The 23403-nt window shown below is 36.5% G+C and carries 19 protein-coding genes; 3 read left to right on the top strand and 16 right to left on the bottom strand.

Going from position 1 to position 23403, the window contains the following annotated elements:
- Nucleotides 1-102: 102 nt before the first annotated feature.
- The 13 genes from flgE to GJV85_RS00235 all read right to left on the bottom strand — a co-directional run bounded on the left by flgE (nt 103) and on the right by GJV85_RS00235 (nt 19419).
- The gene (gene flgE, locus GJV85_RS00295) at nt 103-2202 is read right to left on the bottom strand and encodes a flagellar hook protein FlgE (RefSeq protein ID WP_207561900.1); all 2100 of its coding nucleotides are present in this window, start codon (nt 2200-2202) and stop codon (nt 103-105) included.
- Nucleotides 2203-2287: 85 nt separating this feature from the next.
- A complete protein-coding gene (locus GJV85_RS00290) occupies nt 2288-3550 on the bottom strand; it encodes a flagellar hook-basal body complex protein (protein ID WP_207561899.1) in 1263 nt (420 codons plus the stop codon).
- A gap of 14 nt (nt 3551-3564) precedes the next feature.
- Nucleotides 3565-4236 (bottom strand): flagellar hook capping FlgD N-terminal domain-containing protein, encoded by a 672-nt coding sequence (locus GJV85_RS00285; RefSeq protein ID WP_207561898.1) that lies wholly within the window; start codon nt 4234-4236, stop codon nt 3565-3567.
- Between the two features lie 10 nt (nt 4237-4246).
- The gene (fliK, locus tag GJV85_RS00280; RefSeq protein WP_207561897.1) at nt 4247-6058 is read right to left on the bottom strand and encodes a flagellar hook-length control protein FliK; all 1812 of its coding nucleotides are present in this window, start codon (nt 6056-6058) and stop codon (nt 4247-4249) included.
- A gap of 82 nt (nt 6059-6140) precedes the next feature.
- Nucleotides 6141-6581, bottom strand: a complete 441-nt coding sequence (locus tag GJV85_RS00275) for an LPP20 family lipoprotein (protein ID WP_207561896.1) — start codon at nt 6579-6581, stop codon at nt 6141-6143.
- Between the two features lie 26 nt (nt 6582-6607).
- A complete protein-coding gene (locus GJV85_RS00270; protein WP_207561895.1) occupies nt 6608-7399 on the bottom strand; it encodes a porin family protein in 792 nt (263 codons plus the stop codon).
- 65 nt (nt 7400-7464) lie between these two features.
- Entirely contained in the window at nt 7465-12393 is a 4929-nt protein-coding gene (locus tag GJV85_RS00265) for a cadherin domain-containing protein (RefSeq protein WP_207561894.1), read from the bottom strand.
- Between the two features lies 1 nt (nt 12394).
- Complete coding sequence (locus GJV85_RS00260) at nt 12395-12688, bottom strand: hypothetical protein (RefSeq protein ID WP_207561893.1); 294 nt, start codon at nt 12686-12688, stop codon at nt 12395-12397.
- Nucleotides 12689-12721: 33 nt separating this feature from the next.
- Nucleotides 12722-13624, bottom strand: a complete 903-nt coding sequence (locus GJV85_RS00255) for a hypothetical protein (RefSeq protein ID WP_207561892.1) — start codon at nt 13622-13624, stop codon at nt 12722-12724.
- A 76-nt stretch (nt 13625-13700) separates the two neighbouring features.
- On the bottom strand, nt 13701-17417 hold the full coding sequence (locus GJV85_RS00250; RefSeq protein WP_207561891.1) for a hypothetical protein: 3717 nt from the start codon (nt 17415-17417) through the stop codon (nt 13701-13703).
- Nucleotides 17418-17441: 24 nt separating this feature from the next.
- A complete protein-coding gene (locus GJV85_RS00245) occupies nt 17442-18029 on the bottom strand; it encodes a hypothetical protein (protein ID WP_207561890.1) in 588 nt (195 codons plus the stop codon).
- 38 nt (nt 18030-18067) lie between these two features.
- Complete coding sequence (locus GJV85_RS00240) at nt 18068-18283, bottom strand: hypothetical protein (protein WP_207561889.1); 216 nt, start codon at nt 18281-18283, stop codon at nt 18068-18070.
- A gap of 239 nt (nt 18284-18522) precedes the next feature.
- On the bottom strand, nt 18523-19419 hold the full coding sequence (locus GJV85_RS00235; protein WP_207561888.1) for a porin family protein: 897 nt from the start codon (nt 19417-19419) through the stop codon (nt 18523-18525).
- Nucleotides 19420-19549: 130 nt separating this feature from the next.
- On the opposite strand from GJV85_RS00235, the gene GJV85_RS00230 reads away from it, so the two are divergent.
- The 3 genes from GJV85_RS00230 to GJV85_RS00220 are packed head-to-tail and all read left to right on the top strand — an operon-like array spanning nt 19550 to nt 22027.
- Nucleotides 19550-20908, top strand: coding sequence for a hypothetical protein (locus GJV85_RS00230; RefSeq protein ID WP_207561887.1), 1359 nt, complete (start codon nt 19550-19552; stop codon nt 20906-20908).
- 9 nt (nt 20909-20917) lie between these two features.
- Complete coding sequence (locus GJV85_RS00225) at nt 20918-21757, top strand: outer membrane beta-barrel protein (RefSeq protein WP_207561886.1); 840 nt, start codon at nt 20918-20920, stop codon at nt 21755-21757.
- A gap of 51 nt (nt 21758-21808) precedes the next feature.
- Nucleotides 21809-22027, top strand: a complete 219-nt coding sequence (locus GJV85_RS00220; RefSeq protein ID WP_207561885.1) for a hypothetical protein — start codon at nt 21809-21811, stop codon at nt 22025-22027.
- Here GJV85_RS00220 and GJV85_RS00215 read toward each other — a convergent pair.
- From GJV85_RS00215 to GJV85_RS00205, 3 genes are all read right to left on the bottom strand, one after another.
- Complete coding sequence (locus tag GJV85_RS00215) at nt 22024-22443, bottom strand: hypothetical protein (RefSeq protein ID WP_207561884.1); 420 nt, start codon at nt 22441-22443, stop codon at nt 22024-22026. The genes GJV85_RS00220 and GJV85_RS00215 overlap by 4 nt on opposite strands.
- Nucleotides 22444-22558: 115 nt before the next feature.
- Complete coding sequence (locus GJV85_RS00210) at nt 22559-22954, bottom strand: thioredoxin fold domain-containing protein (protein WP_207561883.1); 396 nt, start codon at nt 22952-22954, stop codon at nt 22559-22561.
- Complete coding sequence (locus GJV85_RS00205) at nt 22951-23388, bottom strand: hypothetical protein (RefSeq protein ID WP_207561882.1); 438 nt, start codon at nt 23386-23388, stop codon at nt 22951-22953. Before GJV85_RS00205 ends, GJV85_RS00210 begins: the two co-directional genes overlap by 4 nt.
- Nucleotides 23389-23403 lie beyond the last annotated feature (15 nt).

Below are 23403 nucleotides of genomic sequence, written 5' to 3'. Positions count from 1 at the left end.
TTCCTTCTTTTATTTAATAGTCCGTAAAAGGAATGTATCCCTTTTACTCGCTTGCGCTGCATGAGGCGACTAAAGAAGAAATTATATCAAATTAGGATTAAACTAGTTTTTCAGTCCAATTAGAGTTTGAAGTAATTGGTCGGACGTAGTAATCGTTTTACCATTAGCTTGATAACCACGTTGAATGATTATTAGCTGCGTTAGAGCGGTTGAAAGATCCACGTTGGAAGCTTCAAGTGCGGAAGATTGGATAAACCCACGTCCCGCCGTTGCCGCTGTACCGATGATAGGATCTCCCGAGTTGGCCGTTTGCGCATATACGTTTCCACCCTCGGTAGCGAGACCTTCGTTATTTGTAAACTTAGCCATACCAATTTGAGCGAGCGCAAAAGATCTACCGTTTGAGAATGAACCAATAAGAGCGCCACTTTGATCAATTCTGATACCAACGATATCTCCACCAGTAAAACCATCCTGAGAAATTCCAGATGTAGCTGATGGTGAATCAAAACTAGTCATTCCATCAAAAGCATTAGTAGTACCAAATCGTAAATTAATCTGCTGATCTGGAGACGAACCATTATTTCCTGTAAAAGAGATATTTGGTGGGTTAAAAGTAGCAAGTGAGCCATCACTATTAAACTTTACACTTCCCGTTTTTTCGTCTAAAGGAGCGATAGTATCAATCTGAGCTGGAGCTGGCACACTTACCACCATATCCCATGTACTACCTGTCGCACTATCAACAGAAGTTTTTCTAAACTCCATTCTAACTGTATGCTTTGAGCCTAAAGAATCAAATACATCAATACTTGCAGAATGCGTTGCCGTGTTAAAAGCTTGAGAATATGCTTTACCTGCACTTCCTGCTGGAATAACAGTATTTAAAGCTAACATGTTGCTAGTAAATCTAGTGTTTTCTGTAATTGCAGCTGTACTAATAGCAGTTACTCTGAAGTTAACATCATAATCATCTGTCGCATTTGTCCCAGTATTACTTATTTCAAGTTTTCCTTGCTCATTTACGATTACCTCGATGCCATTTGCAGCACCACCATCAGCTCTTGCTTGTGCTTGAAGTGCAGCTCTAAGATCAGCGATTGTTGTAAATGTTTTATTAGCATTTTCTGTATAAACTGCAGATGTTGGACTATACTGATACTGATACGCAGTGACACTACTTCCTGAAGCTATTCCTGATGTCCCTGTATTGTCAGTAAAGTTAATATTATGTGCTGCTGTTACATTAGAGTTTTCATTTCTAAGTGTTAATTCACCTAAAGTAGATACAGATGCAACCACACCTGTTACTGCACTCTTTGCATTTATGGCTGCCATGAAAGCATTCGCATTGTTTAGAGCTGTATTTGTTGCTGGTCCTGCAGCTGAAGTAACATTTACTGTACTTCCATCATCAAGAGTAAATGTCGTATCTAGTGCTACTGCACCGGCTGCTACTGCTGCACCTTGAGGAAGAGTTGCTGCTTTAAAAGAAGCCCAAACTCCCTGTGAGTCTTGCAAAGAGAGAGCTTCTCCACTCTCGTTATACATAACACCCATATCCCCTGAAGATATTACTCGTCCATTGGTATCTACAGCATCACCCGTTGAAGTAGTTGCAACCTCATAAGCTGGAGCAAAACTCTCAACAACAGGTCCAGAGTTTAGGTTTGCTTTTAGTACGAGATCTTCAGTTGGATTTGCAGGTGTTGTTAGTCCTGGTGGTATGTTTATATTTGAAATTGGAGCACTTGTATCTACAACTCCTGTTTCATCGTCTCTTGACCATCCCTGAACGATAAATCCACCATTGTCAACAAAATTTCCGCCAGAATCAAATTTAAAATCTCCTGCACGTGTATACTTATAAGTATTACCACCATCCGGTGAGACTATAAAGAAACCATCACCTTGAATAGCTACATCGGTATTTTTATCAGTATTTTGGACAGATCCTTGAGAGTAGATTCTAGTCATAGAGCTTACCTGAGATCCAAGTCCAACTTGAACTGCATTTCGTCCACCAAGTTCACCTTGTGGAGCTGTAGCAATTGATTTGGTTTGAGCTAGTAAATCTGAAAAGTTTGCACGAGAATATTTATAGCCTGTAGTATTCACATTGGCAATATTGTTTGATTCAACATCCATCGCAACTTGGTGTGATTGGAGTCCGGATACACCGGCAAAAAGTGACTTTAACATTTTAAATCCTTTATCGGTCTATCTAAAAAAGATAGAGTTAGTAAAAGATATATAGCACTTAGTGTTCCAGTTTTAATAAACCTACTTAGGCATCCATGTCAAGGGCTTTTTGCATCATTTGATCAGCTGTAGTTATCGATTTAGAGTTTGCATCATACGATCTTTGAAGTATAATAAGTTCAGTTAAGCCTGCTGTATTATTATAGTTTGAGCTTTCAAGTTTAAAGTTATGTACTGTTGCACCCAATATATTGTTTCCATTTCCATCAGTTGAAAATAGTGCAACTCCACTGTTTGAGCTCTCCTGAAATCTACTTCCACTAATTCGCTCTAATCCCTGGTCATTTTGAAAATGATAAACTGCAATCTTTCCAACGCTACTCTGCTCTCCATTAGAGAATGTAGCAATAACTTCAGAGTTTATATTTATAGAGTAGCCTAATAAATCGCCGCCTATGAGTCCATCAGATGAACTTGAACCAGTTGTTTGTGGCACATTACTCGATACTACACCACTAAACTCACTACCTAAGTCCATATTTACAGCTGTTCCATTATTATCAATTGAGGTTAAGCTAGAAGAGACAAGAGCTCCAGAGGAGTCAAACTCAACTGTACCATTTTGTGTATCATAAGTGACTAAACCATCTAGCCTTTGAGTAACGGCTTGAACATCCCATCTTGTACCTAGTTGATTTTGATCAACTGCTTTAGTGAAAGTAAGTTTTAACTCATTTCTATTATTTTGAGCATCAATTACAGTAGCACTAATAGTACTAGGAAACTCATCTGAAATACCTATATTGCCATAAAATGAACTATTTAATGTTGGCTGGGGAGGGTATGAAAGTGTTTTAGGAAACCGTAGACCCTCTTGTGTTGCCACATTTCCAAGGGACATAGTATTAATAACTTCTGTTAAAGTATTGTCTTGTATATTATTAGCCATCGTTCCAAGTACATGAAAGCCATCTTCTGTTACAAGATCATTATTTGCATCAAAAGTAAAACTACCTGCTCTTGTATAAATGGTATCTGCTCCACCTTCTATACCAAACCAGCCATCCCCATCTATTGCAAGGTCAGTACTTCTATCTGATAAGAGTAGTTCTCCATTTTTTTCTAACATTGGAGTTGCGTTTACTTTAACTCCAACACCGATAGAACTATCTACACTACTTGAAGTTGCAACCTGATTTACGGCCTCTTCAAAAAGGTTAGAAAACTCTACTCCATAACCACGGTATCCAACTGTACTGTTGTTAGACATGTTGTCGGAGACAATATCTATACCAGTGGACATATTTCTAAGGCCACTTAGTCCTGTATAAAATGCTTGAGTCATCATAATCGACTCCTCTTTTAGTAAACTTCTACAATATTCTCTAAAGGAACATAACTAGAAGCAACTTTAACAAGTGTTTTTCCATCTTCAAATCTTACTGACTCTATTGGATATGCTCCAACCTTTGTTGTAAGTTCTTTTTGGTCTGCATCTTGATATTTCGCTGTTACATTATAGAGTCCATTCTCAACTGCATTGCCTGCTGAGTCTAAACCATTCCATGTAAACTGCTCTAAGCCGTTCATTCCCTCAGATACTTCAAGAGTCGCTACTAACTTATCTTCAAAGTCTCTAATCTCAACCTCTCCTGAACTTGCAGGTGCTTGAAAGTAAAGTTCAAAAGTACTCGCACCTTGGGTATCATCAAAAGAGATAGCACTACTTCCTAAGTCAGCCATTCTACCAATAGCCGCTACATTCGAGAACTGTTGTGAACTACCTAATGACTTTGACAACTCTTCTAAGGCTTTAGTCGTGTTATCTGATGCTTCAAGAGTTGCTAGTTGAGAAGTCTGCGATAAAATCTTTTCGCTATCCATAGGCTCAGTAGGGTCTTGGTTTTGTAGTTCAACTAAAAGAAGCTTCATAAAATCATCTTTAGATAATATACTTTTATCTGTTGCATCTACTGCTGCTCTTGCATTTGTATAATCTATTGGTTGATACTCATTTGTTGCTGTAATTGCCATGACTTATCCTTTATATGTAGCGAGGAACGACTATCTCTAAAGAGCTTAATATCTCTTGGCTAGTCTCTTCCTCATCAAGTTTTTGAAAACTTCTATATTCATCTCGAGCTTGGCTTTGTTGGCCAGAACTTTGCTGTTGAGATCCAGAGAAACCTGATTCAGAGCTTTGTGAGTTGTTATTAAAGTTTAATGAAGCATTATTTATTCCACTATTATTTAATTGAGTACGCAGATCATTTACATTAAGTGCGAGTGTGTTAATTGCTGCATTGTTTGAGCTAAGGTTTACATGTAGGTTTTTTCCACGTTGCACTACGGTTAAATCAATTTCCCCTAATCTTTGCGGGTTTAGTTGAATTTTTATTCTTGTAAATGGTGACTTATAATCTTCTATAGCACTCTTAACATCAGATGAAAGGTATTTAATCATCTGTTTTGATTCTTGTAGTTTTACTTCAAAGCTATCTGCCTTTGGAATGTTTAATCCATCAACCTTAGAGCTACTCTCACTATTTGATGTGTCTGAACTTAAAAGTGAAGCAAGATTTTTACTTAATTCTGTTGTAGCACTTGGTGCGATCACCTTCGCTGTAGCTACTGAGAAGTCTGCTGTGATATTCGCATTTATGCTTAGGGAAGACTTCTCTCCTCGAAGGAGCAGTTTAAGCGTTTCATCTGCTCTACTCTTAGCTGATTTTTCTTCTACTTTAGGCTGTCTATTTGTAACTATCTCTTGTGTTGTAAGCTTCGGAGCTACGACTTGTGAATGTAATTCATGTTTTGTCGCTTGCTGGATTGGTGTTTGAACTTTTATTTGCTCTTTAAGTTCTTGTTTTACTGGAGCTTCTTTTGGAGTTGGTATTTGAACTTTTACTTCTGCCTTAGTTTCTTGTTTTACTGGAGCTTCTTGTAGAGTTGGTGTTTGAACTTTTACTTCTGCTTTAGCCTCTTGTTTTACTGGAGCTTTTTGCAGAGTTGGCGTTTGCACTTTTGCTTCTGCCTTAGCTTCTTGTTTTACTGGAGCTTCTTGCAGAGTTGGTGTTTGAACTTTTACTTCTGCTTTAGCCTCTTGTTTTACTGGAGCTTCTTGCAGAGTTGGCGTTTGCACTTTTGCTTCTGCCTTAGCTTCTTGTTTTACTGGAGCTTCTGCTTTATTTTTCTCTTTTAAAAAACTCTCTAATGGTGTTTCTTTTTTTAAAACTATAGGTTCATCTTTGATATCTAGTTTTGTGACATCTAGCTTACTTTTTGGAAGAGTTATAGCTGGTGCCTTAGTATCTTTTAAAACTAAAGACTCTGTTGCTAGTTTACTTGGAGTCTGTTTAATTTCTTCAAGAGTTATTTTACTAAGATCCAATCCAAACTTTTCAGCTAAGCTCACAAGCCCTTTAAGTGTCTTTGGCAACTCTTTAGCCTCAAACTTTTTAAAATCAGAACTCTCTAGTATTTTAGTTTTTAAGTACTCTTTAGCATCACCCACAAGGATTTTTAACTCTTTTAAAGGGATGTCAAGAGTATCTTTCTTTGAAGCTTCTATACTCTTTTGTGGCATTGATTTTATCTCTTCTGCTATAGTGCCATCACCTTTAAGTAAAGATAAAAGAGTCCCAAGAGTAGGCTTTTCTTGAGTGGCTTGAGTTGACTCTTTAGCATCTTCAAAAGCTAGGAAGACAGGACCAGCCTGAATAGCTTTATCATCATCTTTTAAAGAGATACCTTTTAAAAGTTCTGAAAAGGAGAGGGAATTTTCTTTAGCATCTAGAGTGGGTACACCCAATGATAAAGGGGAGGAAGGTTTTGTTTTTACATCTAATGAAATCATCTTTTACTCCTACTATAATTACCCAAAAAAAGCATGGGTTTTTATATTTTAGAGCAAGAACTATTCCATTATATATTTTTAACTAAAAGTCAGCCTTATTTATTGTAACTTCCATTTCAACTTCACACATGCTATCTTTAAATGTAGTCTCAACAACTTTAGCGTTTTTTATCATAGCGGCAACGCGAGTATTTACTACAGAGCTTTTAATAGCCATGTTTTTAATAGTATCTTTACCTTCTATCTTAACACCCTTAATCTGCTCTGCTAAGAGTCTATATGCATCTGCCATAGCAGCACGCTTGGCAAGTGCATAAGCCTGAGCAGGAGAAGTTGCAAATGATGGGGCAACACCCTGTCCTGTAACTGAAATAGTAACCATAGAACCCAGGTCATCGCTCATCTCTTTTTTAGAGTCCTCTTCTACATACTCTTGTATATACTCTTCATCTGGGTAACCATCTTTTGCATAGCTTGATATACTGAGACTTAGTAGAATCATAAACGCTAATATATATTTCATTCGTTTTCCTCTTTTTTTATTAAAATCTAAAATGCATATTTAAAGCTTGCTTTGTATCCAGACATAGAAAAATCTACCGTATCTAGTTTATCAAGTGCTTCAAACTGATTATACATATACCCTATGCTTAGGTAAAGTCCGCCTACTACACGATAATCCAGTTCTGCTTCATAGGATGTTGATTTTGCCGTGCTAAATGAAAGTGCACTTGCACCAGCATAAGCTATAAAATCATATAAATAATACTTCACTCCTATAGATGGAGCAAAAACGAGTTCATTAACATTTATAAATGCAGAACTATTAGAGCTATCAGTTAAATCTCTTACCTTATACTTCCATGTAATTGTTTTAATATTTACACCTACATCAAACTCCAAATCACCTGTATAAAACGGTGAGCCAAAAAATGTTACATAGTTACCTTTACTTTTTAAGTCATAATATATTACGGTATTTAAAACTTGGTAATCTATGACCGTTCCCACACCAGAGGCATAAGGAATACTTACAAATGTTGCAGGAGAAGCTAGAGTAGCATCTTGATTATCGTTCATATTAAAATAGGATAGTTTAAAGCAAGGCACATAATCGTATTTTGTTACAAGAGAAAATGCAAGGTATGAAGCTTGTGAGCCTGTATAGCCAAGGTCGTCTTTAAAGTATGCCGTACTTTTTAAATTTGAAATACTTCCACCAGCTTTAGGCAGATAAATACCAAACTCAACTTTTGCTTCTATACTTTTTGATTCACTATTTTCTTCTCCTAAAAGTGGAAAACTTATAAAAACTAATAATAAAAGTCGTAACAGAACCATATTCTCATCCTAAATTTTCATTTTGAATGATTTTAACATAATTATTGACTAAGATAGATTAAAGTTTAATCTTTTTCATAGAGATAGATTGCCCCAGCATCTACAATGGTACTGCTCTCTTTATTTGCCCCAACAACAATATTATCTGCATCTATATCAACTGATACACCATAATTGCTACTAACACTACTATTTTTTGCACTAATCGTTTCTACTTGCGTTATGTTTGTATCACTATTAATTTTGTAAACATACACATTTTTGCTCTCTTCTGTTGAAGACTCGCCTACGACTATGTGATCACTATCTATAGATATAGATACTCCAAAATGCTGATTAGGTGAAGCTGATGCAAACTCAAGCTTTTGGAGTTCGCTCACACTATCATCGCTTGCTATTTTAAAGATATATGCTGAACCAGAATCTAAGGCTGTTGCATCACTATGACTAGCACCAATTGCAATATAACTACCACTTATGCTCACACTTGAAGCGAATCTATCACCAAGTGCTATGTCACTTGAGACAATACTCGCTAACTCTGTTACAAGAGTATCACTTTGAATTTTAAAGAGGTATGCGCTTCCGCTTTGCGTATTTTTCTCTGCTGCACCTACAAGAATATAGCTACCATCAATAGAGATAGTTGAGCCAAACTTATCACCGCTAGCACTATTACTTGCTGAAATTTTACCTATGAGAGATGTATTTGTATCATTTATAATTTTATAAACATACACACTACCAGTACTTGAGTTTTGTTCATGAGCACTCAGCGTTAAATAATTTCCAGATAGAGCCACTTTAGCTCCGAACATATCGCCTAAAGTTCCATCACTTATAGTTGGTGAAGCGATAGGGCTTACAACATAAGAGCTATTTATCTTAAAAAGATATGCTTTTTCTTTGAGAGTTCCTACTGCTATGTATGCCCCATCTATAGAGACTGATGTTCCAAAGTATGCTCCATTTTCTGGAGTAGCAGCTTGAATCTTATCAACAAAAGAGAGAGATTTATCACTGTTTTTTCTATATATGTAAATGCTTCCCGCATCCGTTGCCGTATCGTCATCATAAGGTGCGCCTACTACTATGATATCGCCGCTTATAGAGACTGATTCGCCATATCTATCATCTAAACTTGGATCAGAAGCTAACTGTTGTGCTAACTCTAAGTAATAGAGATCATTTACATTTACAACTCTACTTAATGAAGCGCTATTTCCAAGAGTATCACTTAAACCTACCGTGACAGAGTAACTATTGTTTGCTCCTACATCAAGTGGCATTTCGTAATCAAATTTGATTAGATTTGAGATATCTGTACCATTTCTCTCAAAACTATCAAAGTCATCTCCGCCAAGAGAGTAAAAAAGAGAACCATTTGGACTAAGTGCGTCTACACTAAAGAGTACCCTTTTTTGCTCCTCATCTTCATAAATATTCACACTATTGCTATTGTAAAGATAGATTCTATCTACGGCTTCTGTATCAAAGAGATAAACACTTCCTGCATTAGAGGCAATAGTATCTTCTCCAAGTGCTCCAACAGCTATATAATCTCCACTAAACGCTAAAGAAGAAGCGAACATATCATCTGCTTCTTTATCGTTTGCTTTTAGTTTAAAGCGCTGACTCACAGAGTCGCCACTGTTTATCTCATAAACATATGCGCTTCCGCTTTCCCTCGCTAAAGAGTCTTGTTTATAAGCACCAACTACAAAGTATTGACCATTTAAAGCCACACTATTTCCAAAGTAATCGCCCGATTCTATGTCTGCTATTTGTACTTTTTCAAGCTCACTAATGCTCTCATCACTTTGTATCTTGTAAAGGTATGCACTTCCTGCGTTTGAGCCTTGTGAGTCTTCACTAGGAGCACCCACTAGTATGTAAGAACCACTTACACTCACAGCTGAGCCAAAGTAGTCACTATCTTCCCTATCCGATGCTGTTATCTTTTTAGGAGTTCCTACGGTGGAGTTACTTGCTATTTTAAAAACATATACGCTTCCATCATCGCTTGCAATTGTGTCGCTTAGATGCGCTCCTACAACCACATAATCCCCATCTATAGCTACGGATGAGCCAAAGTTATCCTTAAAGGCTGGGGAATTTGCTCTTAGGATAGCTCTTTGAGTCGCTACCGAGCCAGATATCTGAAACAGATAAGCCGTTCCCGAGTTTTCACTCAAAGTGTCCTCTTTTGGAGCGCCTACGACAAAGTAACTGCCATCCATAGCTAAAGATGAGCCGAAATTTGAACTCGCACTAGCATTTGAGGCCTGGTACTGAGATATAAACGAAATAGTGCCATTTGAGAGTCTCTCGTAGAGATAAACACTACCAGCGTTAGTTGCTGTCGTATCTTCATTTGGTGCTCCAACAACTATAAAGTTTTCGCTTATGGCTACGGACCTTCCGAAGTTATCATCTGCCGAAGGCGTTGTGGCTTGGAGTTTTTGTACTTGCCCTAATGAGCCATTTTCATCTTTTTTGTAAACATAAGCGCTTCCGGCGTTACTTATTCCATCCGCGTCTTCGTATGGCGCTCCAACAACTACATACTCGCCACTCACTGCGACAGTAGTTCCAAAGTTGTCATTTTTTTCTGCGTCGCTTGCTTGGAGTTTTGCTATCTGAAAAGGTCTAAAAGCATAATCTTCTACTGAAATAGTTACATCTACCTCTGCACTATTTCCCGCCGTATTAGTCGCAACTGCTTTTAGGTTGTAAACCTTTGTAGTCTCATAATCGAGAGTAGAGCCTGCATTTAAACTCATCAAACCAGTAGCATTAACTATAAAATTTTCATTTCCACTGCCGCTTAACTTTATCTCCGTAATTGAAGTATCTCCTCCATAGAGTATCTCCATAGTTCCAATTGTCGCTCCAGTAATTTTATTCTCTTTTATTGAGCCTACAAAATCATTTAAGATAGCAACTTCTGGTATATCATTAAGAGCTATTTTAAATAGTGCCGAATTGCTTTTGCCTTTCATATTTGTCGCAACCGCTATAAGCTCATAACTATTTACTTTTTCATAGTCTAATGACGCGCCGGACTTTAAGCTCACTCTTCCATCCACCGCAGCTTGAAAGTTTTCACTTCCACTGCCACTTAAAGCTATGGAAGTAATATTACTATCACCCATATATGTTATGTTTATGTCCCCAACATATGTGCCAGCCATTGCATTTTCATCTATGTTTGCATTTGAATCTACAAGGACTGCAACTTCGTCAATAACATTATTTATATATATAGTAATTATTGCGCCGTTACTACTTCCCGCGCTATTTATCGCCCTTACCGTCAGGTTGTACTCTTGGGTAGTTTCATAATCTAGTACGGCGCTACTGCTCACTCTAATAGTCCCATTTGTATCTATAGTAAATTCACTCGATGGAGAGCTGAAAGATATGTCGCTTATGCTAGTATCTCCATAATCTGAAATAGTCAACGAGCCCACAAGCGCTTCGCTTTTTGCATCTTCAAGAATAGTAAGCGCAGTGTTTACTATAGTTGGTTTAGTATCGGTACTGTTATTTATTTTTATATTTACGCTTACCGTTGCGCTTTTTCCAGTGCTACTTGTCGCATAAGCAAAAAGAGTGTAAGAAACTTTTGTCTCATAATCTAAAGCGGTAGCGGTTTTAATGTTGCCAGAACTATCTATCTTAAAACTTTCACCGCCTTCTCCATAAAGAGTTAGTGAGCTTATGTTTGAATCACCTTGATCTAAAATAGTCACACTTCCAGCAAGAGCTCCAATGGAAGCGTTTTCATCAATGTTTAAACTTGTATTTGCCAATGAGGGAACTTCGACAATGTTCTTAACGTTTATATTTATATCTTTGCTTGCTTGTGAATTTACGCTGTTTCCATCATCCACTAGCACCGTGACGCGGTATGAGTTTTTTAACTCATAATTTGGTTTTACTTTAAATCTCAAAACACCTGTTTTCACATCCATATAAAAACTACCGCTATCGCTACCTGAGATAAAGTAACTTAGAGTATCTCCATCTACGTCACTAGCATTTACGTCAACTACCATCAGAGTATTCTCATACACTTCCAAAACGTCATTTAGAGTTGGGCTTATTACTGGCGCTGAGTTTAGAGCTGAAGTCATATCATTGCTAACAACTATCTCAACTCTCTGCGAGATACTATTTAAATCACCCTCGTTTACAACGAGTTCAACTATATATGTTCCATTTACGTCTGCTAAAAAACTTGCGTTTTGCGCTGTAGGATTTATGATCGAAGTCGTACTGCCCAATGGTAGGGGCTCTACCAAACGCCATAAATAGCTCGAAGCTATAGAGCTACTTCCATCAAGTTTAACCACTCCATTTGTAGTCGCGTTAAGGTCTGTAACTATTTTTGCTAAGGGCACTACGCTAAACTCTGCAGGCACGCTTAATCCAGCCGTTACAATTGCTGCGTTCATATTAGTTTGCGCGCTGTTGGCACTTACGAGAGTTATAGAAAGAGCGGCCTCTATATCTGCTTCAAAATTAGGACTACTGAAGTTAATATCATTTGGTATGAGCGCTTCTTTTGTTTTATCTAAAACAATAATTCCATTTGTGGTGAGATTATCCGAATCGATGGACTGTATTAGCCTTGCTAGATTTAAAGAGGCCTTAACATCCTTTGTAAAAAGAGTATATGGAGTTAGAGTTGCGTTTTGAATCATAAAAGGACTAAAGCTATAAGAACCCAAAGAAAGAGTTACATTATCATCTTCTAGGCAAGTAAATTCTCCAGAGCCGTTTGTTAGGTTTATGTCACTAGAAGAGGAGCATAGATAAGAAAGTCCTTGAACATAATCATCTAAAAATCTTCCTGTAACGGTTGATGCTACGGTAGCGTTTGTCTCAATGCTACCGTTAGTGTCTATATTTGATTTGGTTTGTTCTATATTACCGCATCCAGTAAAAACTGATAAAATCAATATGTAAAGTGATGTTAGCTTGATCATCCTAATCTACTATAAGTAGTTCTTGGAGTTTATAAATTCTATTTTCACTCTCTACAATGTAGGCATAAACCATGCGAAAATCAAATTTCTCTTCTGCCTCACAATACTCAAGTGCCTTATAGGAGCTTTCATTACTATTTTTAAGTTCAGCTATCGCTCTGACATATTTTTTTTCATATGCCAACTTATCTGCTGCATTAAAAGTGTGTATCATCCCATTTAAATTGGTATTGCAAAGTGTATTTGCCTGGAGTTGTGCTATAAATAGTATAGATAAAATAATAAACTTAAACACATGTTCTCCTTTTTAGGAATGAAGTAGCACAAACTATTCCTCTTTTAACTTTCTTAGAGTCGGAACTGGAGGCATCTTCATAGAAGGGTATTTGCCCTTGTAACAGCTTTTCTCAAAGTAGTCAAAAACATAAAACTCTCTATCTTCGTACTCTTTAGCGTAGTTGAGTATTACTCGTGGGGAGCCTGGCCCATACTTAAGCAACTTTTTTGAAGCTGCTCTTATCTTCGGGTATATTAGCAAGACCCTCGAGTCGCTATACACTCCTCTTCTATAGTGAGACATATAACGCGACTTCAAACCTACACTTTTTTCTTTGTTAAAAATGAGATTCTCATTTATCCCTGAAGAGAGTAAAGTCTCAAACCCTGAAGCTATTTTATCTTTACATATCTTAGATACATCGGTATTTTCGATATTTACTTTAACTCGTTTTGAAACATAAACGTAAAAGCTAATGTTGGGTTCTATATACTTGAGATCCAAGATTCTCGTGTTTCGTATCTCTTGGAGTATCTTGTCATCTGCTGAAAAGCCGGCCCATGCAGCTGATAGTTTGTCATAGACATAAACAAACTTCACCTCTTTTAACTCAGAAAAAGTCTCAACTGTGTCGATACCATTTTTGGGGCTTGTAAGACGATTCCAACCTTTTGTAAGTTCGTAGCTATCCTTTGGATGAAGTTTACTCGTGTTCTTAAGAGCATTCTCGTTTACTAGAGCATAAGCATTCTTATCGCATTTTATATCTTGAAGTGTTTTAGAAGCTAAAGGTTCTGAGGCATGCCATTTTTTATCTCGTAAGCTCCAAATGATGGTGTTGTCAGATTGTATACTTTTGAGAGTTTTATTTTGTAAACCAAGAAGGAGAAGGTTTTCGCAGTCAGCATTTAAGACGGTGCCAAGGAAAAGCACCAAAAGAGTTAGTCGTTTCATTTAAATCCCTTTTTAGGAAAATTATAACCTAAAAAAGAGAATCTAAACCTAAGCTTTTTATAATCCTATAGAAGGATTAAAAATTTTGATCAGAACGTTTAGTAGCTACGGCAGTATCAGTTAGAACAGCTGGATTAGCTGAAGTAAAAGGTACTGCATTCGCAGCTGTTGGTAGAGTATAAGAATACACAACTTCATCTATCTTAATGTATACAACCGAACCTTCATACACATCAGAGTAAGTTATTCTTGCCAATGATACAGCACCTCTTACAAATACATCAATTGGACTTGCAAGGTCTGCTCCATTTTCAGGCTCATAAGCTATCGCAACTGTCTGTAAATCAGTCTCTGAAGTAATAGATAAACCATAATCAATAACCTGAGGTCCCGTTGCAACACAATCATCACCATAAACCGTACCATAAGTAGTAGGTTCACTATCCGTGTTAGCTGCATCAGATACTTTAACAGCTGATTTTAGTATTGGAATGTAATTTTTCGTAGTAACATCAGATGCATTACCTGTACCTAAAGTACCCGATCCATCAACAGCAAATACATTAAGAGCATAAGCATCTTCACTAGACGTTGTAAGTCGATCTAACTTTGAACACAATGGATAAGCCGCTGCATCAGTAACACTTAAAGTTGCTTTTAGATTTGAGCCACTTAGAGTGTTATAATCAGGTACTTTGCCATCAAATACATAGTACCCAGCAACATCCGTACTTGTTGACGAAAATGCCACACTTACTCCATCACCGATACTTACAGTAGGAGCAGCTGGTTTTATAAGGTCAACAATCAATCCAGTATCTGCATTAAGTAGATTTGAACCAAGTCCATTAGCAATATTTGCATAAACTGGATACTTAGAGCCGGCTGTGAGGTTAGCCACCTCATAAGAACTTAAGTCTCCAGAATAAACGTTGTTTGTGCTTTTACTACTAAGCTCAATCGCATTACCATTTACTAAAGCTTTAATAACTGATGAATTATCATAGTTTGAGTCTCCAAACTGAGGCAATCCAGCAACTTCAAGATAAATTTGACCAGCTACATTGTTATATGTAGTACCGTTCGCGTTAAAGTGCGTCGTATACGTTGGGTTAAACGATGCAGTTGTAATACTTAATGTCTCTTCAGTCGCTGCTTCAAGGTATGCCCAGTAGCCAGAAGTCTCTTTAGTTTTGAAAAGACTATAGTCTTGAGAGTCTAGCCACTCAGAAGGTTTTCTAGTTAAATCTATACTCTCCCACTCTACAGCTCCTGATGAGATATTCGTCGTACCAGTTACCAAAGCTTTTAAAGCATAACCAGCATCCATAATAGTATAAAGAGGTCCAAAAGATACATAATTTGGTGTAAACACTGCATTAAATTTCAAGTCTTCCACTAAATCTGCAGTTGGAACTACGAGTAAACCACTTTCTATATTATCAACAGGAGTTGCACCAGCAAAAGTAACTGCTTCTTCATCAGTCGCTCCATTACCAGCTTCCCAACTCCAAGCGATATCAGCTACTTCCGTACTTGTGATAGTAATATCAACATCTGTTCCATCACCTACACTTGTAACAACTGCTGATAAATTTGCCGCTGTTAATGCTGATTCAATCAATGTTTTTAATTCTGCCGCCCATGCCGCATCATCTGCTGGAATACCACTAACCGTGTATTCAGGATGAGTATAATCTGCTCCATAACTATTTCTAAGTACAAGCGTAATCTTATCTGCGGCATTATCTGGAAATTCAGCGGCAACAACTTGATGTGTAATAACATTGTTCATAGTTCCAGTTGCTAAACTATCTAAAGACCAAACACCTTTAACGGCACCTTTAGCTAAGTTGTCAGTCGTCGTGCCATCTGCTAGTTGATCCGTATATGGTAAAGTCTCTATATTTTCAGTAACATCAAATTTACTTGCATCAGCCACGGATGTAAACATAACTATTTTACCCGTAGAATCAGTGGTAGTACCTACAAATGAAACATTCACATTATTTACTGCCGTATCAAGTGCTCCAGCAAAAGTACCTAAATCTTGAGCCCCATTTACATCAGTTTCTAAATCTGCGCCAGCACCTGTAACTCTAACTTTTGAATTAGCATTGACATCTGTATAATCAAAAACTCTTGTAAAAGTATGATCTCTAATAAAGAAAGGCTTAGTTGAAGCCACAAGAACCTTATCTACAGCACTTGCGCTGTCATAATTAGTATCTATCACTACCGCTTTATACGTTGAACCGCCAGTTGCAATCGCTTCTACTTGAGTAACTACATCGCCAAGGGCACCACTAGTTTCAATCGGTGTAGCATCCGTTGCATCATCGGCAGCGTTTTGGAAATGTATTTTAACTTTATTAGGAGTAGCATTAGCGGCAGCGACAACACCGGCTTCAGTAAGTGGCTCTATTACCATCGCGTACTCACCATATTTAGACATAACTGCTGTCTTAGCTCCAACACCAGTACCTAAATCCGTAACGGCAACAGATGTTGTTTGTGTTAAGTCTGATACATCTACATTATATGGGACTTGATTAGCTAAAGTTGTTACAGCATTTATTGCTGTAGTACCTGTTTTTTCTGCAATTACAAAGCGCTGGTTTGACATCAGAACAATACTTCCTGCAATAGAGCTAAAAGCTTTAAGGTCAAATGTCTCAGGAAAATCACCAGCTATCTTCGCATCTTTAATTGCTTGATTGATTGCTAAACATCCTGATCGAGTATTAGCTAATGTAGCTCCCACAAAAGCGGCTTCTACCATATGATTACCTGAAGAGTCCCAAATTTGTATAGTAGCAGCACCTGTTAGTGTTACTTTCAATCCAGTAGAAGCTTTTCTAATCGTTGAAGTTTCATCACTAAATGCGAGGAGATTCCAGCCCTCAGTTATGCCTGCGGCAGTATACTCATCAGCAGATATTGACGAACTTCCAAGAACCAGACCGGCTTGTCTATCTGAAAGTTCTAAATTCATCTGCCCCCAGTAACCCTTACCTTTTGTAAGTGTTAGAAAGTCGTTTGTCGCTTCACTATTTCTAGAATCGTATAGATTCCATCTAGTGTTCGCAGTATCATAATTATATAATCTTATGTATTCACTTGCAGCTGCAACTTGCTGGTTATCTGTTTTGTCATAGTATGAAGCAGTTGTAGGATTATTCGATAAATCGTAATCTACTACATCTGCTATCTTATTAAGCGTCCCGCTCTCAAGACCTGGAACAGTTTCTATCAAAGCCCCAACACCAGGATTGCTATAGGTACCTGAAGAGCTTAATGTGATCTCATGGGCGCTAGAACCATCTGGTAGAATACTGTACTGCATTTTTTGACCTTCCATAGACGCTCTATAGGTAATAGCAAAAGATGGAGAATCCCCAGCTTCCATTGTTACGTACATAGTGTGTACCGGTTCAGTGTTATTAAAAGTGAGACTAGTTGTATCAACTCTCACTTCCACAGTTGGAACAGCAATCGCCTTAATTTTCGCTAAACTCTCTCCAGTTCCTGCAAAAAAACCTTCCGTGAAAAGCTCATCAGAACCTGAATCAGTTTTCTTATTCGCAGTATTATCAGTTATACTAAATACTCCTGCCGTACTGCCAGAACCAGCACCGTTAGCTTTTAGACCCGTAACACCAAAGAGAACCCAAGGGGCATTAGGCGTATTAGCATTAGCATTATTTAACGTAATGTAGTTTGCACTTACTGCTGTTGAAGAGAGAGCTAATGTAGCAGCTAAACTCATTAAACTTTTTTTATAATTCATCATTTGAAAATCCTTATTTTTAAAATCTTATCGATATACTTTAGTACTTGTGATTGCACCTGGAGTAAGAGAAGTAAGAGTAAACCTATAACAGGAGTAATCCAATCCATCAATACTTGGTGTTCTTACATATACTGTCTTATTAACATTACTCAGCCATGCTTTATCAAAGCCAAATCTGTACTTTTTGTCCGTATAGACATTTACAAATTGTCCAACCAGAACTTTTGTCAGAGTTGGATAATAAATCGCAACAGTCGTTCCCTGCAGATCAGATGTATAGCCCAAATCTGAATTTATCTCAATACCGTTGACGGGGTCAACCGTAGAAAGTGGATCAAAACTAGTATCTGAAATAGCTTTGTAATCGCCCACAATGTTACAAGAATTTGCATCATATGATGCTCCAGTTTTATCAAATCCTGAACTTGAAGGATCTATAACCGTAACTCCGCCTGTGCTATTTGTTGTATTTGTATCGACACCTAAGTTTTCACCTTCAGTAGTGTCGTCAGTTGTATCTGTTGTGTTGTTCTCAACAACTACAATAGTCTCTTTAATTGTGTTAGACTCTGTTGATACACCACAAGAACTAAACACAAATATTAAAGACATAAATACTAGAACTTTACTATACAACCCTACAACCTATTTTAGTCGATTGGAGGATTTGGAACAGGTGGTAAACTACTTAAACCTCTGATTCCCTCTGTGTTTAATGTTCTACTATTACTAACTGTTGCAACTTCATTGACTGTGTTAACAGATGTATCCGCAGCAGAACTACTGCTACCAGCACTACCGCCACATCCCGTAAATGCTAAGCTCAGAGCTAGTGCACTTATTAATGTAATAATTAATCTTTTCATTTTCCATCCTTGAAAATATTTCACATACCTAAGACAATACAATTACCATTTACGAAAAAATGAAAACTATATTGTCTTAGCAAATATGTTAATTAATGTCTTTGGTAAAAATTACCTACGACACACCCCTTTTATAACAAAACATGCTAGCCCGTCCTTTGGATGAGCATAATTTGTTCCATGTTCTAAAGTAAAAATCGACAGATGATGAAAAAACTTTAAATTTTTTCGAAATATTATTAAAAATTATATTGGATTCCCAATTTTAGGGAGTGTAGTGTGTTGTGTTTTAAAGAAGAAATATTTATACTTGTAGCAGTAGAGTTATCTATGTTTGTAGTATGTTGCATAAAAAGACAATCGTAGTTTATAAAATAAGAGAAGTTTTCTGTACTTTCATATAAAACTCCAGCCAGCGTTCCAAAAAAAAGAGAATCACTGTTATTGTTTGAGACTGGATCAACGGAATCTATAGGCCCTACACTCCATCCTAGTCTACTGTAACCACTCATCAGACCAAAGTAGGGAGTAAATTTTTTGATATTTTCAAACTTATAGTTTAGAGAAGCATAAATATTATCAAATGCTATATCATCAGTGTTAAGGTGCATATAGTTAGTAGAGATAAAAAAACCGTTTTTAAAATTATATCCTGCACCAAGTGTATAGCTTATACCATTACTATTTGGTTCATTTATCTTTACTGTTCCACTCTCTATGCTGTGAGTAGATACTGCCGAACTAAATCCAGTACCAAACTTTATGAAGCTTCCAGACTTATGATTATTTGTATAAAAAAGCTGGCTGCTGTTTTCACTATCTGTCTTTTTATTTTTTACTTTTTGCTGTAGTACATCTGACTTCTGTTCTTGTTTTCTCATAGAGATTTTTGCATGAGGAAAATAGTATCTTATTCTTGAGAGTGCTTTCTTGCTTGAGAGGGCATTGCCATATGGTCCTGTATATATTATATAGCTTCTACTATTTTTAATATAGAGCATCTTTTCCCCAACTCTTTTAAGTTTGGAGTAGATGCTATTTAGATGTGCTTTTTTTGTAGCTTTTGTTACAAGTATGTAGTTATCTGCAGAAAAAAGAAGTGATAAAAATAAAATAAAAACAACAAAAAACTTCATAGATTCTCCAAAAATTTATAACATACATCCACATATCGACTATTATTTTTTATTATTTAACTTTTATGGAATAATTTATGCTTTTTAATCAAAAACATACATGAATACATTATATAGTAAGGAAATAGCATTGCATAATATTATGAAAACTATACTTACTTTCCTACTTCTTTTACTCTTAAATGCATGTGGTGCATCTAACTACAAAGCGACTGATTCAAATACTACTTCAGTACATACTACAAATATAAATGGCATTGTGGTTGATGGATATATCAGTGGGGCAACCGTATGTATAGATACAAACAATGATGCTCTTTGTAGTAGCAGTGAGCCATCTACCACTACAGACTCAAATGGAAATTTTAGCTTTAAAGCCATTAGCCTTGAAGAGGACTCAATAATCTCTCTTATCTCTTTTGGAGGTATAGACACCTCTACAAACTTAGATCACAAGGGAGAACTTAAAAGAGTTCTTAACTCCTCTACTTTAAGTAATAATCCAAGTGTAGTTGTTTCTCCTATGACTGATCTTGTTGCTATGTCTGTTTTAAACTCTCAAAACATAGATATTTTAACACTCCATGACGCAGTGGTTACTATCTCCTCTCTTCTTGAAGTAACTGCAGCACAAATAGATCAAGACCCCATGAAAGACATAAAGCTCTTTGCAAAGTCTCAAGAGATTCAGCACACAAAACTGATGATAGAAACAGCTATAGAAAAAAATGAAAACCCAAGTTTCACAAAACCTACTGACTTCTCACTAGAGGAGTTCATAAAAGATGAGATGATACAGCAGAACCTAAACATAAACAACATACTTATAGCTTCTGAGATTAACTTAGATATGAGTATTCCTCAAAATGAAAAGATATATGTTGTAGCACAGATACAAGAGCTTCAGACAACACTTAATACACTTGCACAAGACACATCTCTTGATATAGCAAACCTCAACAGACTCCAAGAATCCATACTAAACAAGCAGACAGAGGCAAACCAAAAGCTTGTGAACTCTTCAGATATCACTGAGATAACAGTTGTAAGCATGGAAATCACAAATGATACTATCACTCAATCTGACTTTGACACTACCGATGCAATTTTGGATAATAAAGCTTGCAAAGAGACAAACTATAACATACTTACAAATGACAACTTAGCACTTCAAAAGAGTGATGACTTGAGCAATGGAATATCTATAAGATCAGAGTATAAAGATGCCATAAATATAAACAATTCTGAAGTAAAACTTTTTTACCCAGATCTTCAAAATACAAAAACAGAATCAAATGTAGTATTTTTTGAAACAGACTATTACTTTGTATTTAATAAGGCTTGGGTGAATAACATAGACAAAACTATCTATCTCATGACTCCAAAAGATATTGATGGCCTTCATAAGTGTTATAGATATGAACTAAACTCTGAAAATTCAAATGAAATAACAGCTACAAAAGTTTACTCCTATGCTGATATATTATAAGGAAAAATCGTGAAACTACTAAAACTACTACTGCTTATCTCTCTTTTGAGTCTACCTGTATTTGCCGCTACATCGCAGCTCATCATTACAAAAACTTCTAAGAAGAGTGCCTTAAAGTCCATAAAGTCCAAACTAGACTCTTTAAAGATAAAGATGTTTGTACAGAAGTCTTCTTCAGGTTATGTCGTGTATTCAGGTAAATACAACTCTACTTCATCTGCTAACCTAGCTCTTAAAAGAGCTAAACGCTACTTCCCTTCTGCTAGAGTTGTAAAACAACAGAGCAAAGATGAAAATACCAAAAACATCAAAAGCCAAGAGAAAGAGACAACAAGTACTCAAAGTACAGCAGATAGGGATAAAAACAGTATGTTCATAGCAGCAGGTTTTGGACTCTCAAGCATTAATGGATCAACAGATGATCAAACGGCAAGCCAGTATGTAAACAGTGGTATGAGCTTCGCTCTTGAGGCTGGTTACTACTTTAACGATAATATTTTCTCATCTCTAAGCTATTTAGACACCTCAACTACTGATATAGCAATGAGCAATGCATATGGATCTCTTAACTACAAGCTATATGCTACAGAAGATTTAGGACTCTATGCAGGGCTTCTTGGAGGAGTCAGTTCACTCAAGCTAACACAGTATGAAGCAAGTGAACCATCAATATCTATGCTCTTAGGTGTACAAGCTGGTATCTCCTACGATATAGGAGATAATTTTTCCATTTATAGTGCTTACCAAGCTATCTATATAAATCAACTCATAGAACTCACAGACACATCATCAAGTATAAGTTTCAACCTTATCCATAACATGCAAGTTGGTTTTCAGCTTAGGTTTTAATCTATCCACAAATGAACTAAACCTATTTAAAAAGTTGCCGATTTAGAGAGTATGAAAATAGCACTATTACTACTTGCAGCATCAATGCTTATTGCTTATGTCCCTAAAAATATCATGCTTTGTAAGACTCATCAAAAAATAGCTGAAAATTCAGAGGTGAAGTGTAGATGGGTGTGTGATAAAAAAGTATCTAAAGAACGCAAAATTGAAAATGCGATACTTTTTTATAAAAATTCAAAATATTACAAGTTTGTAAAAAAAGATTATTAGATTACTTTTGCGAACCTATCTAGACAGTGCAGATCTTTTTTTAAAAAGGTACTTACACTATCTTGCATAGCTCCAAGTATCTCTTCAGGTGTCTCTCCATCAGCTGGATAAGAGAGTAAAAAAGCATTCAAATACTTAGCAAAAAACTCATCAAACATTTTCTTAACTATGTCCGCTCCATATTTGTCCGTATATGGAAGTACAAAAAAGTAGTCTGTTCCATGGTTTACAATGGAGTCGGACGTTCTTAGTATCTCTTCTAATGAACTATCAATAATCTCAGGGGCTATCCCCTCAAAATCACAATACAAAAGAGTAAAGCTCTCTGCACGATTCTCATCCAATCTATCTGATATACCCATATTTAAACGCATAAGTTGCTTGAAATTGTCAAATGTAAAATGTATTCCTGCCATGAATGAACCTTTTCATTAGTGTTAAGTCAAGTATAGCAAAATCTTATGTAATAATAAAAAACTTGACTAATTCATGGAAGTTAAATGTGTGAGCTGTAACTTTCTCTACCAAAACCTACTCTACAAAAGAGAAGAATTCGTCCTTATCTTTATATCCAGGGAGGCTAAGAAAAGCAGTGTCATCTTCATAATCTATAATGTATGTCACGGGGATTATCGGTGTGTTAAACTGCTTTGGTAAGTTTTTTTCTTCGCGGTTTACTATGAGTGGAATATACTTTTTATGTATAACTTCATTTATATTTTCTCGAGAGAGTATCTTTTTTTCTAACTTTCTACACCATGGACAGTAGTTTGAAACCTGCACCATTAAAACATCTTTTTTGGCCTGTTTTGCCTTTTGCAGAGCTACTTTATAGTCAGTTTCATATCCGTACTGTTTTGCAAACTCTTGATAGGACTGCGCAAACATAAAACTACAAAGGAGTGTTACTAAAAAGATATATCTCATTTTGTGTTATCCTCTTTATACTGTTCTTTAAAATCTTCTAGAAGATACTCAACACTATCCATCACATCTCCTCTTAGACTTTCAACTTCAAAGATATCATCTTTTACATAAGTTATAGCAAACACCTCTTCATTATCATCACTGCGTTTAACCTCTTCACCAACGATAAGTGCCACTTTTAGAACTAACTTCTCACCTATAGCGATGCGAGAAATTGTAAGAGCGATAGGTCTTGATGAGTAACCTGCAGTATTAATGCCCAACTCTTTTGTAGTATTAGCAAGTAACTTAGTAATGTTTGTTTTATACTCTTGTGGTACCTTATCTGTGTTTATTTCTACCACAGGGTATGCACTTTTAAATGCAGTAAGCACAAATGGCGTTTGAGCATATGCCATAACAAAAGAGATAAATACAAGTAATACTATTTTCATAAATTTTTCCTAATC

Origin of the sequence: Sulfurimonas aquatica (genome assembly GCF_017357825.1) — a bacterium.
Taxonomy (GTDB): domain Bacteria; phylum Campylobacterota; class Campylobacteria; order Campylobacterales; family Sulfurimonadaceae; genus Sulfurimonas; species Sulfurimonas aquatica.
Note: the sequence above shows the minus strand (reverse complement) of the source record. Positions and strands in the feature narration are given on the sequence as shown.